Source organism: Ruegeria sp. SAZD011, assembly GCF_059612545.1.
In genome coordinates this window covers 70,600-85,158 of the sequence record NZ_JBXWQU010000013.1, presented here as the reverse complement: position 1 = coordinate 85,158, position 14,559 = coordinate 70,600, and the positions used below count along the sequence as shown (strand labels likewise).

12 protein-coding genes are annotated in these 14,559 nt (G+C 65.7%); 1 reads left to right on the top strand and 11 read right to left on the bottom strand.

Features of this window, described 5'->3' with window-relative positions; all coding sequences use genetic code 11:
• Positions 1 to 79: 79 nt before the first annotated feature.
• From AC2FLM_RS03015 to AC2FLM_RS03000, 4 genes are read right to left on the bottom strand one after another with little or no spacing between them, the layout of a single operon-like run.
• Positions 80 to 1,288, bottom strand: a complete 1,209-nt coding sequence (locus AC2FLM_RS03015; RefSeq protein WP_496855448.1) for a beta-ketoacyl-[acyl-carrier-protein] synthase family protein — start codon at positions 1,286 to 1,288, stop codon at positions 80 to 82.
• Between the two features lie 8 nt (positions 1,289 to 1,296).
• Entirely contained in the window at positions 1,297 to 1,554 is a 258-nt protein-coding gene (locus AC2FLM_RS03010) for an acyl carrier protein (protein ID WP_234144262.1), read from the bottom strand.
• Between the two features lie 31 nt (positions 1,555 to 1,585).
• Entirely contained in the window at positions 1,586 to 2,677 is a 1,092-nt protein-coding gene (gene lpxD / locus AC2FLM_RS03005; RefSeq protein WP_496855446.1) for a UDP-3-O-(3-hydroxymyristoyl)glucosamine N-acyltransferase, read from the bottom strand.
• A 34-nt stretch (positions 2,678 to 2,711) separates the two neighbouring features.
• On the bottom strand, positions 2,712 to 4,325 hold the full coding sequence (locus AC2FLM_RS03000) for a L,D-transpeptidase family protein (RefSeq protein WP_496855444.1): 1,614 nt from the start codon (positions 4,323 to 4,325) through the stop codon (positions 2,712 to 2,714).
• Positions 4,326 to 4,690: 365 nt separating this feature from the next.
• Between AC2FLM_RS03000 and mepK the strand changes: the two genes are divergently transcribed.
• The gene (gene mepK / locus AC2FLM_RS02995) at positions 4,691 to 5,260 is read left to right on the top strand and encodes a peptidoglycan L,D-endopeptidase MepK (protein WP_234144265.1); all 570 of its coding nucleotides are present in this window, start codon (positions 4,691 to 4,693) and stop codon (positions 5,258 to 5,260) included.
• Between the two features lie 327 nt (positions 5,261 to 5,587).
• Here the strand turns inward: mepK and AC2FLM_RS02990 are convergent, their stop codons facing one another.
• The 7 genes from AC2FLM_RS02990 to AC2FLM_RS02960 are packed head-to-tail and all read right to left on the bottom strand — an operon-like array spanning position 5,588 to position 14,553.
• Complete coding sequence (locus AC2FLM_RS02990; RefSeq protein WP_496855442.1) at positions 5,588 to 7,288, bottom strand: alkaline phosphatase family protein; 1,701 nt, start codon at positions 7,286 to 7,288, stop codon at positions 5,588 to 5,590.
• Positions 7,289 to 7,333: 45 nt separating this feature from the next.
• On the bottom strand, positions 7,334 to 9,292 hold the full coding sequence (locus AC2FLM_RS02985; protein WP_496855440.1) for a multiheme c-type cytochrome: 1,959 nt from the start codon (positions 9,290 to 9,292) through the stop codon (positions 7,334 to 7,336).
• A gap of 21 nt (positions 9,293 to 9,313) precedes the next feature.
• Positions 9,314 to 10,573: a hypothetical protein gene (locus AC2FLM_RS02980; RefSeq protein ID WP_496855438.1), complete on the bottom strand. Its 1,260-nt coding sequence runs from the start codon at positions 10,571 to 10,573 to the stop codon at positions 9,314 to 9,316.
• On the bottom strand, positions 10,570 to 12,111 hold the full coding sequence (locus AC2FLM_RS02975; protein WP_496855436.1) for a VWA domain-containing protein: 1,542 nt from the start codon (positions 12,109 to 12,111) through the stop codon (positions 10,570 to 10,572). Before AC2FLM_RS02975 ends, AC2FLM_RS02980 begins: the two co-directional genes overlap by 4 nt.
• Positions 12,108 to 13,091: a VWA domain-containing protein gene (locus AC2FLM_RS02970; RefSeq protein WP_496855434.1), complete on the bottom strand. Its 984-nt coding sequence runs from the start codon at positions 13,089 to 13,091 to the stop codon at positions 12,108 to 12,110. Before AC2FLM_RS02970 ends, AC2FLM_RS02975 begins: the two co-directional genes overlap by 4 nt.
• The gene (locus AC2FLM_RS02965) at positions 13,088 to 13,573 is read right to left on the bottom strand and encodes a DUF4381 domain-containing protein (RefSeq protein WP_496855432.1); all 486 of its coding nucleotides are present in this window, start codon (positions 13,571 to 13,573) and stop codon (positions 13,088 to 13,090) included. The genes AC2FLM_RS02970 and AC2FLM_RS02965 overlap by 4 nt, the downstream gene beginning before the upstream one ends.
• The gene (locus tag AC2FLM_RS02960; RefSeq protein ID WP_496855430.1) at positions 13,570 to 14,553 is read right to left on the bottom strand and encodes a DUF58 domain-containing protein; all 984 of its coding nucleotides are present in this window, start codon (positions 14,551 to 14,553) and stop codon (positions 13,570 to 13,572) included. Before AC2FLM_RS02960 ends, AC2FLM_RS02965 begins: the two co-directional genes overlap by 4 nt.
• Positions 14,554 to 14,559 lie beyond the last annotated feature (6 nt).

Genomic DNA, 14,559 nt, shown 5'->3' with positions numbered 1-14,559 from the left:
TGTTTACCGGATTGCAGAAAGGCCGCCGGTTCGGGGGAACCTGGCGGCCTTTTCATATCCGTCTGATCCGGGGCGCGGGTCAGACCTTGCGCAGCGCCAGCACCGCGTTCAGCCCGCCAAAGGCAAATGCGTTGCTCAGCACCACATCGACCTTGGCCTCGCGCGCCTCGTTCGGGACCACGTCCAGCGCGCATTCGGGGTCGGGTTCCTCATAGCCGATGGTGGGGGCGATCACCCCATCACGCAGCGCCATGATACAGGCCAGCAGTTCCACCGCGCCAGTGCCGCCGATCAGGTGGCCATGCATCGACTTGGTGGACGAAATCATCAGGCTGTCGGCATGACGCCCGAACACATCGGCCACCGCGGCGCATTCGGTCTTGTCATTGGCCGCTGTGCCGGTGCCATGGGCGTTGATATACCCCACGTCACCCGGATTGATCCGCGCATCGGCCAGCGCGCCCGCCATCGCCCGCGACGCCCCCTGTTTCGATGGCATCACGATATCGGAGGCATCCGAGGACATGGCAAATCCCGCAACCTCGCACAGGATCTCGGCGCCACGGGCCTTGGCGTGCTCCATCTCTTCGAACACGAAGATACCCGCGCCCTCGCCCTGGACCATGCCGTTGCGGTTGGCGCTGAACGGGCGGCAGGCATCCTTGGACATCACCCGCAGCCCTTCCCAGGCCTTGACCCCGCCGAAACACAGCATCGATTCCGATCCGCCGGTGACCATCACCGGCGCCATGCCGCTGCGCACCATGGAAAAGGCCTGCGCCATCGCATGATTCGACGAGGCGCAGGCGGTCGAGACGGTAAAGGACGGACCCTTGAGGTTATGCTCCATCGACACATGGCTGGCGGCCGCGTTGTTCATCAGCTTGGGCACGACAAAGGGATGGACCCGGTTCTTGCCCTCTTCATAGACCGAGCGGTAATTCTCGTCCCAGGTACTGACGCCACCGCCCGCAGTGCCCAGCACCACACCCGATTTCGCCGCCAGTTCACCGTGAAAGTTCAGCCCCGACTGGTCGATCGCCTCTTTGGCGGCGGTCAGGGTGAACTGGGTGAACCGGTCATAGAGCGACATTTGCTGGCGGTTGAACCGGCCCTCGGCCTCGAACCCGCGCACCTGGCCGCCGATGCGGATGGCCAGCCGCTCGACATCGCGAAACTCCAACTCGCCGATGCCGCAATGGCCCTCGCGCATGGCGTGCAGCGTCTCGGGCACCGAATGCCCCAGCGCGTTGATGGTGCCGGCCCCGGTGATGACGACCCGTTTCATGGGCGCTGTCAGACCTTTTCCGCCACCAGCTTCTCGATCCCCGCGATGATCGCGGCCACGTTCGAGATGTCGAAATCGCTCTGGCTGGGTTCGTTGGCGTTGAAGGGGATCGAGATGTCGAATTCCTCTTCGATGGCAAAGATGCTTTCCACCAGACCCAGGCTGTCGATGCCCAGATCCTCAAGCGTGCTTTCGGGGCTGACGTCGGAGGGCTCCAGCACGGCCTGCTCGGCGATGATGGCGATGACGCGGTCGCTGATGCTCATGTCGATCCTCTGGGTTCTGTCTGGCGCTGATTTACTCGCTCGGTCCCGGTTTGGAAACCGCCTTTTTCAGTGCCGCGATGTCGCGCAAAAGGCGAGGAAGACGGCGCTGCGCCTTGTAGATCTCGGTGTGCTGGTCCATTTTCACGGCGGGATATCCCATGATCACCCGCCCCGCCGGCACGTTTGACAGGATCTTGGAGCCACCGCCCGCGATCACCCCGTCACCGATAAAGATATTGTCGACCACGCCGGTCTGGCCGCCCAGCACCACGTTGTTGCCGATCTCGACCGAGCCCGACACGCCGGTCTGGCCACACAGCAGACAGTCGCGCCCGACGCGCGTGTTGTGGCCCACATGCACCAGGTTGTCGAGCTTGCTGCCGTCGCCGATGCAGGTGTTGCGGATAGTGCCGTTGTCGACGGTGCAGTTGGCGCCGACCTCGACATCGTCGCCGATCTCGACCGCGCCCAGCGAATGGATGCGGGTCCAGGCCTGCGCCTTGGCTTCGCCCTGATCGCCCATCGTCTTGCGGGCGTTTTCGGCGCCCGACACCTCGGGCGTGACAAACGAAAATCCGTCGCCGCCGATCCGTGCGCCGGGTTGCGCGATGAAACGGGCGCCGATGGTGGCGCGGGCGCCAATGCTGACCATCTCGCGCAGGAAAGCGCCCGGCCCCAGCACCACATCCATGCCGATCACGCAATGCGGCCCGATCACCGAGCCCTCGCCGATCCTGGCCCGCGCGCCCACAACGGTCAGCGGCCCGATGCTGACATTGACGCCGATCTCGGCGCTGGGGTCGATCACCGCCGAGGGATGGATGCCCGCCGCAACACCCTGACCGGGGTCGAGCATGGCGGTCACGCCCGCCATGGCCAGACGCGGTCGGGTGGCAAAGATCGCGGCCTCAAGCCCCATCGCCTGCCATGCGGCGCCGGGCCACAGGATCGCGGCGCGCGCCCCCCCCTGTGCCAGCGCCTCGGCATATTTCGGTGACATCGCCAGCGCCAGCTGGTCGCGCCCCGCATCGCCCGGTTCCGCCGCGCCGGTGACGGTCAGGTCGAGATTGCCTGCGGCCTCGGCCCCGAGGGCGTCGGCGATCTGCGAAATGGTATAGGTCATCTGGGGCCTGCTTCTTGTGGTTGGCCCCGTGGATTTAACCCTGAACCGCGCTCAGAACCACCCCTGCCCGACTGAGCGCGTCCCAAATCTTTGCGTCACGCCCATAAACGTCGCGCCGATAGCCGGGCTGCCCCCGGTCATCCACCACCGCCGTGCGATAGATGATATGTACCGGCACATGGCGTTCCAGATCGACCTTGGTTTCGCGGCCGGTATTCAGCACGTTGTGAAAGAAGGCTTTCGGATCGGTTTCTTGCAGAGCGAGCAGCGCGTAAGCGAATTCAAAGGGTTGCGCCAGCCGGATGCAGCCATGCGAATAGGCGCGGACCTCGCGGGCGAACAGGTGTTTCTGCGGCGTGTCGTGCAGGTAGATGTTGTATTTGTTCGGGAACATGAATTTCACCAGCCCCAGTGCATTGCTCTTGCCCGGCGGCTGGCGCATGGCAAAGGGAAAGCTGCGGCTGGAGAACTGGCTGAAATCCACTGCACCGCGATTGACCTGACGGCCACGGCTGTCGGTGATTTCCAGATGCCGGACCGCATTGGGGTTCGCCCGCAGCTTCGGCAGATATTCCTTGGTGATGATCGAGCGCGGCACGTACCAGCTCGGGTTGATCACCATATGCTCCATCTCGTCCGAGAATTCGGGGCTGCGCCGGTCGCTGACATTCTTGCCGATGACCGAGCGGGTTTCAAAGGTGACGCGGCCATGATCCACGATCTTGGCGGTGAAATCGGTCTGGTTGACCAGGATATGCCGCTCGCCGCGATCACGCGGCAGCCAGCGTTCGCGCTCCAGCCCGACGATCACCGATTTCAACCGGTCGGCCACGGATTTGTTGATTTCGTCCAGGGTGCCGTCGCCGGCAACCCCGTCGGGCTCCAGCCCATGGGCCAGTTGAAACGCCTGAACCGCCTTTTGCAGCGTGCCGTCATAACTCGCCACCGCGCTGCGCTCCATGTATCCCATGGCGATCAGCCGGTTGCGCAGCGCCACGACCCGCGGGCCGCTGTTGCCCGGTTCCAGCTTGCCGCCCGAAACGGTCGGCCCCCAGCCACCATTGGCCAGAGCGTGTTCGAGGTCGAGCTTGAGTTTCAGAAGCGCCCGGTACTGCGCGGTATCCGGGGCCAGTCCACGCATGTAACGCGCAGGTTGTGCCGCCTGCAATTCGGTGAGATACACCTCGGCGCCCCGGCGTTCGACCTCGCGCACCAAGCCGTCGTCGATCTTCGAAGGTGTCAGCAGGCCGGTTTGCAGGTCACGGGCAAAGCGGGCGAATTCGCGGCTTAGTGCGACTTCGACCAGACCCATGTCACGGGTGGTGCGCGCGGACGCCATCTGCGCCCTTAGTGCCTCGATGTCATAGCGTCCAGCGGGCAGGCCATGCACCTCGGCCATGCTCAGCGCCTCGATCAGGGCGGCGCGACGGGCGGTGAATTCGGCCCCCTCTCCGGTCCAGACCGGTTGATAGCCGTTCTTGCGGTAAAAGGCGGCCACCCCGTCATCGCCATAGCTTGCCTCGGCAACTGCCTGTTTATATGCGGTAACTTGCGCATCTGCCGCGCCGACTGACCCGAACGCCGCGACTCCGGCAAGCAGCAAGGCTGTCAGCGTGAGACGAAGGCGGGGGCGTTTGAGATGCGGCATGTTCGGGTCCTGGTCAAATACGGTTAATCACGGGCAATGATGTGAATCTCTGAAAAACTTCGTGAGAACCAGGGGGAAAAGTCCATTCACAATTGCATCAGATGCCAACATGGCGGTCCGGATGATGCGCGGATGCATCGCCCTTCCGCGCCGGGGGCGCATTGGCTAGCGGCGAATTGCTGCATATGCATCACCTGTTTGGGCGAAAATCTGCCGAAAATTCCCCCTTGGATGACACATTCTGAAAGAAAACTTGGCGAACGAATCCCCCTGTGCCATACAAATGCGCAACCGGGGGATGGTTATTAACAATGTACACGTAACATCGTGTGCAGGCAGGACGACGTACGGGACGAAACAGTCACATGACTCACAACACCTCGACGGGCCTTACTCGGCGCGCACTTCTTCGGGCATTCACCGCAACCGCAGTGGCGGCCGCTCCCACCTACTCGATGGCCGCAGGGTTCCTGCGTGGCGGCGGCGACATCCGCCGCATCCGAATGTATTCTGGCCGCACCGGCGAACGCATCGACATGGTGTATTGGATCGACGGCGACTACATCAAGGACGCGGTGAAGGAGATCAATTACTTCATGCGCGACTGGCGCGTCGATCAGGTCAAGACCATGGATCTGCGTACCATCGACATCATGGCCGCCGCCCACAACCTGATGGACGTGAACGAGCCCTATATGCTGCTGTCCGGCTATCGCAGCCCGCAGACCAATGCCATGCTGCGCAGCCGCTCGCGCGGGGTGGCCCGCAACTCGCTGCACATGCAGGGCCAGGCCGCCGACCTGCGACTTGCCTCACGCTCGGTCAGCCAGATGGCAAATGCCGCGATTTCCTGCCGCGCTGGCGGTGTCGGCAAATACTACCGCTCGAATTTCGTGCACATGGATTGCGGCGAGGTCCGCTCCTGGGGCGGCTGACCGCCCCTAAACAGGAAAAAGACCGGATGTCCCCCGTGCCGCAGGCTCGGGGGTTTTTGTTTTACGAGTGCATCCGCCTCGTCATCCGCTCTAGCAGGATGGGCCGCGAGCCGTAGTATGGAGAGGGCCGCGCATTACCCAAAGGCTCATCCCCTTCGGAACCACCACCCCAGTCCTTAGCATTTTCATGCCGGAACCGCCATCCGCCCCTGTTCCAGAAACTGACCCGCAAGTACAGTCGGTTCGGGCGCGTCCGTTTGAGCGCGGAACCGGATACCGCCCCCGGGATCAATGTGTTCGAATTCGCCCGAGGTACCGGCCTCCCGCTCAGTCCAGCACCTCGGTCAACGGAACCCCGGTCGCGCCAGAGGGCAGCTTGGTGCCCAGATAGGCGGCGATGGTCGGCGCCACGTCCACCGTTTCGACATGGCGCGCAATGCGTGCCGGGGGGATGCCCGGGCCGTGAAAGATCACCGGTACATGGGTGTCATAGGTCCACGGCGACCCATGCGCCGAGGCCACCGTCAGCCCGTCAAAATCGGCGATGAACCAATGCGGTTCGAACACGACATAGATATCGCCCGACCGGTCGCGGTGAAAGTTGCGGCGCACCGCGTCCACCACCTTGCCCTCGCCGATCTGCCCCTCGCGCAAGCGGCGGCTGGATACGGCAAGGTCGATGCCGGGCAGCAGGTCGAGTTCACGCGCAACCGAATCCTCGACCGTCGCCGGATCGAGCCCCTTCTCTGCAATCAGCTCGCGGTTGAGATAGACATAGGGGCTGGAAAAGTTGCGGATCAGCGCGCGCGCCTCGCCGAACTGCGCGCCCAGACGCACGAAACCGGGCTCTGTATCGACACGCTCGAAATCGAAAGTGCCCGCCTTGATGCCATGGGTGGCAAGGTAGCCCGGGTTCTCGGGAGAGCCATGATCGGCGGACAGCACAACCAGCACCTGATCCAGCCCGACCCTGTCATCCACGAAATCCAGGAGATCGGCCAGCGTCCGGTCGAGGCGGCGAATGTTGTCTTCGGCCTCAAGGCTCGACGGTCCGAAGACATGCCCGACATAGTCGGTCGAAGACAGCGAGATGGACAGGTAATCGGGCACCGCGTCCTGCCCGATGCCCTCGGCCTCGATAAGCGCCTTTGCGAAATCCACGGTGATCTCGTCGCCTGCCGGGCTGAGCGTCAGGCGGGTGGTGTAATACTTGTCATCCGCCTCTCCCCAGGGATGGGGAAAGCTGCGCCCGAAACCGGGAAAGTCGGTCTCCCACGGCTGGTCGTCGCGGGTGCCGAACATGTAGCTTTCGGGCGCGTCCGCGAGCGTCCAGCTTGTCCCGGCATACGAGGCAACCATGCCCGACCCGTTCCAGTCGCGCACCCAGCCGGGGTAGTCGTCGCGGTAAAAGGTCGAGGTTACGAACCGCCCCTCGGATTTCGAGAACCAATAGGCCTGACCGGTATGGCCAGCCATCGAAATCGCGCCCCGATCCTTGATCGACACGCCAAAGACCAGCGCCTCGGGACCAAAGAACATGCCGATCTCGTCGGCGATGGTCGAGGTAAGGATGTTGCCGGGCGAGCGGCCATCGGTGGTGGCGGCGCGCTGGGTCGGGTCGATCTCGGTCGCCGCATCAACGCCGGCGGCGCCCACCAGCGGATAGTCGGGATCCTGCACGTTATAGACCTGACCGCCCTCGACCCGGTCGAACCAGACATTGGCGACCATCCCGTGCACCGCCGGATCGGCACCGGTGGCCAGCGTGGTGTGGCCGACGATGGTTTCGGTATTGGCATGGCCGTGATGGGCCTGGGTGAAATGGACACCGCCCCGGATCAGGCGGCGGAACCCGTCCTCGCCAAGTCCGGCACCGAACCTCTCGATCAGGTCGCCGCGCAATTGATCGACGGTGATCTGCAAGACCAGTTTCGGACGTTCCTGTGCCAGGGCGGGTACGGCGGGTGCAATGCAGGCTAGTGCCGCAACCAGCGCAGGCGCCGTCATTCTTGGGCTGCTGTTCACCATCTTGTTCCTCCTCCAAGTCAATTGTCCGGACCGCACGCGCCGCCGCTACTGTTCGGCAACCGAGCGTTTCATCTCGTTGAGCGCTGCGCTTTGCGGCAGCTTTCCCAATGCCTCGTCAAGCAGTTCAAGCGTCGCCTCGCGTCCGTCCATCGCTGCGGCGATGCGTGTCAGCATGATCCAGGCCTCTTCGCGCTGCGGGTCCATCGCGACCACCTGCCGGAACGCACCGCGCGCGGCGGGAATGTTGCGCATGGTCAGCGCCATGCCCGCCATCACCATATGGGTTTCGGGAAAATCGACACGTGCTGCAAGCGCCCTGCGCCAGTCGGTCATCGCTGCCTGCATCTGCGCCTCGATGCGGGCCGGCAGCCGCGCAATGGGAGCGTCCAGCATCGCCTTGGCAGTCTCGATCCGCACCATGCGCACCGGATCCGCCAGCAGCGGGATCAGCCGCTGCACACGTGTCTGCGGGGGCGCCGCGCGCTGAACCCCGATCGCCGCAGCGCGCACGAGGGGATCGTCGTCCTCGAGCAGCCCGGCCAGGAACTCGGCACTGTTGGCATCGCCCCCCTGAGACAAGAGCCAGAGTGCCGTCGCGCGGACCAGCCCGGCCTGATCCCGATCCTGGGCCAGAATGCGCAGCCCCGGCCCGGCCGCGACCGGATCGGCCCGCCCGGCTGCCAGCACCGTGCCGTAATGCGGACGTTTGGCCGCATCGGGATACCGCTTGGCGATTTCGGCCGCCGCCCAGCCCGCATCCTGATCCGCATGGCAATCGGTACAGGCATCGGGCCCGCCGGTCACCGCCGCCAGATCCGGTCGCGGGGTGCGGAAACTGTGATCGCGCCGTCCGTCTATCCCCATGTAATCGCGTTCGATCATGTGGCAGGACTTGCAGTCGGCCCCGGCAGAGCCCGCGGGGTGGAAGGTATGCGCGGGATCGTCGTAAAGCGCTGCTTTCAGGCTGGGAAAGCGCGGGTTCGCCGCCGGGGAATGGCACTGGGTACACAGGCTGTTATCCTCGGCCCGCAGCGTCGCGCCATGTGGGTCGTGACAGTCCAGACAGCCCACCCCGCGCTGATACATCTTCGATTGCAGGAACGAACCATAGACATAGACCTCGTCCAGGATCTGGCCGTCGGCGTGATAGAGACCCGGCCGCAACAGCGACAGCGTATAGGCGTCGTGATAGGGCGTTCCCGGTATCGGGTTGCCCTGCCCCATCGGCTCGCGCCGGGAATGGCAGCCGGCACATTGCTGGATCATCGCCTCGGTGCCGGCGGTGTTGAAGTCCATGGCAAGCCCATAGCCCTCGGGTGGCAGCAGCGGGTCCTGCGGGCTTCGCTCGCGGGCGGTTTCGGCCCAGGTCACATGCGCGGAACCGGGGCCATGGCAGGCCTCGCAGCCCACGCCGATCTCGGCCTGTTGCGAGTGGTAGCTATCACTGGCCGCATCGTAATTCTTCTCGAACCCGGTTGCGTGGCATTCGGCGCAGCGTGCGTTCCAGTTCTTGTAGGGGCCGGTCCAGTGCAGGCCGTCGCCCGGCGGCAGGTCCTGTTCGGGGTAAAGGTGGTACCAGCGGGCGCCGTCGACATCCCAGACCACGTCGAAGCTCTGAAGTCGCCCCGGTTCGGTCTCGATCAGGTATTGCTGAAGCGGCGCGATCCCGGCGACCGAGTGGATTTCATGGGTCTTTTCGCTGCCGTCGGCCTCGGTGATGGTGACGCGAAACTGTTCGCCCGCGCGGCTGAACAGATAGCGTACCCCGTCATGGTTGAACTCGCTGTCGTCGAAATCGGCCAGCACGGTCTCGGGCGTCGGCAGGGTCCAGGCCAGCGCGTGATGCGAGCCTTGCCACGCCCTGGCCTCGCCCTCGTGGCAATTGGCGCAACTGGCCGAGCCGACGTAATCGACGCTTCCGGTCTCTGTGTCACCGATCTGCGCCAAGGATGGCATCGCCAGGCTGATACAGGCCAGAACCGCGACAAGGAGGGAACGAAACATGGGCGACTCCGGTTTGCGCGGTCAGCGCGGATTGAGCGGGGGCAACCCGGCCAGTTGATGATGGCCCGCGCGGTCGGGGCTGTAAACCGCAAGTGCCCGGTCAAGCGCGCTCCAGTCCGCCAAATCGCCTCTGGGTGCATGTCCATAGAGCGCCGCGCCGAGCGCCCTGAGCGCGCTGGCGATGGCCGGATCGCGGCGCGGGTCCGGGGCGCCAAGCCGCGCCGCCCAGAGATCGAGCGCGGCCAGCGTCGCCGACAGATCGCGCCGCCGCGCCGCGTCGATGGTCAAGCTGCGCGCATGCGCAGGCGAGGCAAGATAGCGGCTAAGTCGGGTCGCGCGCCAGCGTTTCCAGCGCCGCAGCGCTGGACGGACGGCAAATGCGACGACACCCAGCACCAGCACCAGCACCAGTGCACCCAGGATCAGTAGCTGTGGCGAAAGCGCGGGCACACTGCGCGCGACGGGCGCGTCCACGGTCAGATCGACCCCCGGCACCGAGGCCGTTTCCACCTGACCGGTTTCCAGGTTGTACCAGTCGAGCGTGACCGGCGGGGCGGCGCCGCTTCCGCCGCTTTGCGCCAGATAGGTCACCCGCTCGACCCGGCTGCCGCCCGGTTCGCCGCGCGTTTCGGTCTCGCTCAGCACCGGTTCGGACGGGTAGACTGTCAGCCCGGTGACCGGTTCGACAGCTAACAACCCCGGCAGCAGCATCGCCGGTCCGCCCTCGATCGTGGCGGTCACTTCACGGATCACGCTGTCACCGGGGCCAAGGGGCGCTGTTGCCCCGGTTACCTCTTGCGTCAGCGTCACCGCGCGGGCGGCGATGAACGGGTCCAGCCCCTCGGCGCCATCGGGCAGGATGCCGGTGATCGTGAGCGCCTCAATTGGCACGACCTCTTCACGGGGGGCAGAGCTGTCGGGATCGGCCCAGGTCACGATCAGTTCCTGCGGCGGGATCACGAAGCGGCCCGGCACCAGCGGCGTGATCCGGTAGCGCCGCGAGACCCCGGACCAGGTGTCGCGGTCAATCCGTTCGCTGATCGGGTTTGTCGCCCGTTCGGGCAGGCGAACCATCAGGTTCGGCGCCTCGAAGGTGGGAAAGACCACCGGTTTGGGCAACCATGTGGGCACCAGAACCGTGATGCGCAGGTCAAGCGGCTGGCCCGGTATCGTCTCGGCGGTCTCAAGCTCCACCGTCACGCGGGGCGCGTCCTGCGCGCTAGCCGGTCCCGTCATGGCCAACGAGAGCACCGCAAGGACCAGGAACAGCGCGCCTCTCATTGACCCGCCCCCGATGCCTCGAACCGGAAGCGATAGCGCAGGAAATCCCCCGTTCGGGTGTCGACCGTGTTCATCCACTGGTCACTGGTCAGGATCGCCTCCTCACCGCGCGGTTGCCGGTCGGTCTGGGTGTCGACGCCCCGGTTGGCCTCGTTGTCAAACACCACGTCATCGGCGCCGATGCCGGTTTCTTCGCCCGTGTCCGAGGCCTCGCGGGCATCCTCGACATAGGTCACGATGCGCCGCGCGGTTTCCAGATTCTCTGCCGCGCCGGGAAAGTCCGGGTCGCGCTCCAGCGTGGTTTCAAAGGCGCGCACGCCATCGCGATACTGGCGGTTCTTGATATGGGCAAGGCCCTGGGCAAACGAGGCCTCGGGCGTCTCCAGCCGGTTCAGCACCTCGATCGCCTCGTCATAGCGCCCGGCCCGATAGAGCGCGTGACCCTTCCACATCGGATCGGCAAAGAGGTCACTCGCGCCGGTGAAATCGTTCCGGTTGAACGCGCGATAGCCCTGCTGGTCAGGTGTCAGGAACCAGTCGGCCAGCCCGTCGGCCCGTGCGGCACCAGGGTTGAGACCGACCGAGGCGACAAGGCAAAGCGCGCCCCAGCGCATGGTCCATCCCTGCCGGAACCACAACAGCGCCAGCAGCGCAGCAGGCACCGCCAGCCACCAGCCGCGATCCTCCCAGGGCTGGCTGTCATCGTCCAGCAGCGCGCGGCGGTAATCCACATTCAGGATCCTGTCCAGCCGCTGCACGTCGCTGTCGTCCGTTGTTGCCCGGACCACCGGCACCGTGCCAAGCCGGTCCAGCCCGATATCCGAAACGCCATCGGGCAGCATCGCCAGAACGGTCGTCGCCGCACCGGCCCCGGCGGAGTCGAAGGCTGCTACATCGGCACTGTCCAGCCCGTCCGCCACGACCAGCACCCCGCCTACGCCTTCGGCGGCAAGGATCTCTTGCGCCAATGCCAGCGCGGCGGTGGCATTCGCGCCCTCCTGCGGCATCACATCGGGCGTCAGCCCCTCCAGATAAGGCAGCATCACCTGCGCGTCCTCGGTAAAGGGCAAGACCCGGTGCGCCGTCCCGGCATAGGCCACAAGCGCGGTGCGCGCCCCGGCGCGCAGGTCCAGCAGGTCGCGGATCTTGAACTTGGCGCGCTCCAGCCGGCTTGGCGCCAGATCTGGCGTGGTCATCGAAGGAGTGACCTCGAGCACGATGACCACAGGTCCGGTCTGGGCCAGGAAAGGATCGGCCTGCCGGGTCCAGGACGGCCCCGCAGCGCCGATCACCGCCAATGCCAGCAGCGCCGAAACATGGTCGATGGGCAAGAAGCGCCGGGCCGCGCCACCGCCCACGGTCAACGCCGCAAGCAGATGCGGCGCGATCCCCTCGGGCAGCGGCGGCTTGCGGGTCGCCGCGCGCCGGTTCATCCACCACAGCGCCGCCAGCGGCATCAACAGGAGCAGGAACAGCGGGCGCAGGAAGTGGAATGCGTCAACCACCAGCCCGAGTTCGGAAAGCAGGATCTCGCTCATGCCGCCCTCCGCCCGCTGCGCGTGGCAGTCAGCAGCGTCAACGCCCCGATCCCAAGCACCGCCACCAGCCCGAGAAGCCATGAGGACAGAACCCTGCGCGGACGATACGTCACCTGTTCGACCAGCCGGGGGGACAGCGCGTCGATCCGCTGATAGACGCCGGCCAGCGCCTCTACGTCCGAGGCGAAAAAGGCGCTGCCGCCGGTGCGGCTGGCGATATCGGCCAGCGTGCGGGTGTCGACGCGGGTGTCACCGCTGGCCTGCGGGTCGCCCACCGCAATCGTGTGGATCTCGACCCCGCGCGTGCGGGCGATTTCGGCCGCGTTGAGCGGGCTCATCCGGCTGCCGGTATCGGCGCCGTCCGAAAGCAGGATCATCAAGCGCTGCTCGACCTCGCTGATTTCAAAGGTGCGAATGGCCAGACCGATCGCGTCGCCGATGACGGTATGTGGCCCGGCCATGCCGACCTCTGTTTGCTCGACCAGTGCGGCGATGGTGGCCAGATCCTCGGTCAGCGGCGCCTGGAGAAAGGCCTGGGTGCCGAACACGATCAGCGCGATCCGGTCACCCTCGCGCTCGGCCACGAAGCGGCTCACCACCTCTTTGACCGCATCCAGACGTTGCAGACGGGTGCCATCGGGGGCGGCGAAATCGACGATGTCCATCGAGCCGGAAATGTCGATGGCCAGAACCACATCGCGGGCCGAGCGTGTCATCTCGATCGGGGCGCCCAGCCGTTCGGGTCGTGCCAACGCCAGCACCAGCAGCACCCAGACGGCAATCGCCACCGTCATCTGGAGCCGCGTTCGCCGCAGGATCACCGCCCCCTCGCCCGGTGTCGCCTCTGCCGCGCGCACGATCTGGCGAAAGAAGGGAAAGCGCAGTGCCGAGACCTGCTCGCGCCGCGCAGGCAGAAAGCGCCAGACCACAAGCGGCAGCGGCAGGAGCAACAGCGCAAGTGGAAAGCCAAGGGCGATCATCGCGACACCTCGCGCCGATGGCGGCGGATCCAGCGTGCGGCCAGATCGGCGAGACCGGAGGGCGCGGTACTGCCCGACCGATAAGGCGCGCTGGCCAGTGCCATTCCCGGTCCCTGGGTGAATGCAGTGCCGCCGTCGTTAGTCCGGTCCAGAAAGGCCAGCCATTCGGTCCCGCTCAGGCTGGCCACCTCGTGTCGCGGAAAGGCCACCAACGCGGTGCGCCGCAGCACTTCGGCGATCGCCACTGGGTCGCCGCCCGCGCGTGCCAGCGCGGCCAGCGCCGCGCGCCGGTAGCGATTGGCGTGATAATGGCGCCACCAGCGCCAGAGGCCATAGACCACAGCAACGCCCGCAAGAAACGCCAGCACCGCCCAACCGGCGGTTTGCGGCAGCATCGACACTGGTGGCGGTGGATCGGGTGGCACCAGCTGCTCGATCAGATCGACCAGCGTGACCGGCGGGTCCTGCCCCTGCTCGCTCATCTCGGGCCAAGCCCCATCAGACGTTTCATCTGGGTCAGGCTGTCCTCGGCCGCGCTCAGCGGCAGCACCGGCACGCCATAGCGGCGCTGCCAGTCCAGCACCTCGGCCAGACGCCCGCGCGACATCTCGCGCAGGTCGCCGTGCACGGTCTTGTCTCCGGTGTCGATCTCGGCCTGAAGCTCACCATCCGAGATCACCAGTTTCAGCCCCTCGGGAACATCGTCCGCGATTGGGTCGGTCACCAGCCCCAGGATCAGGTCGTTCTGGCGCGACAGGGCATTGACCAGCTTCTGCGTCAGCCCGTCGATCACGTCGAAATCGGAAAAGACAAGGATCAGGTGATTGCGCGGCGCGATCCGTCCCACCGCCTGCAACACGTCGTTCAGGCCGACCGGCGCCACCTTGGGGGCATCGGCCCGCAACAGCGCATTGGCCCGCGCGATCGCCAGCAGCAACCGGTCAAGCGCGGCGCGGCTGCGCTGGGGCCGGATCTCGGCCAGGGTTTCGTCGCCAAAGACGATGCCGCCGACCCGGTCGCCCTGATCGAGAATGCGGAAGGCGGCAAGTGCTGCGCATTCCGCAGCCGTGACCGATTTCATGTTCCGCACCGAGCCGAAGAACATCGACATCCGCTGATCGACCACGATCAGCGTCGGGCGGTCGCGCTCTTCGGTAAAGACCCGGACATGCGGCTTGCCGGTGCGCGCCGTCACCTTCCAGTCGATCGAGCGGATATCGTCCGAAGGCAGGTAATCGCGCAATTCCTCGAAATTCAGCCCGCGCCCGCGCATCCGCGACGCATGGCGACCGTTCAGCGCGCTGCCGGCGGGTTGGCGTGGCAGAAAGCTGAGCGTCCGGGCGCGGCCTTCGAGCTTGCGCAGATGCACAAGATCCACATGCACGCGCGGGTCGGTTTCTGCCCCTGCCGGTGGCAGGGCGGGCAGTGTACCGGTCCGTATGCGGGCGGCCCTGTCGAACATCGTGAC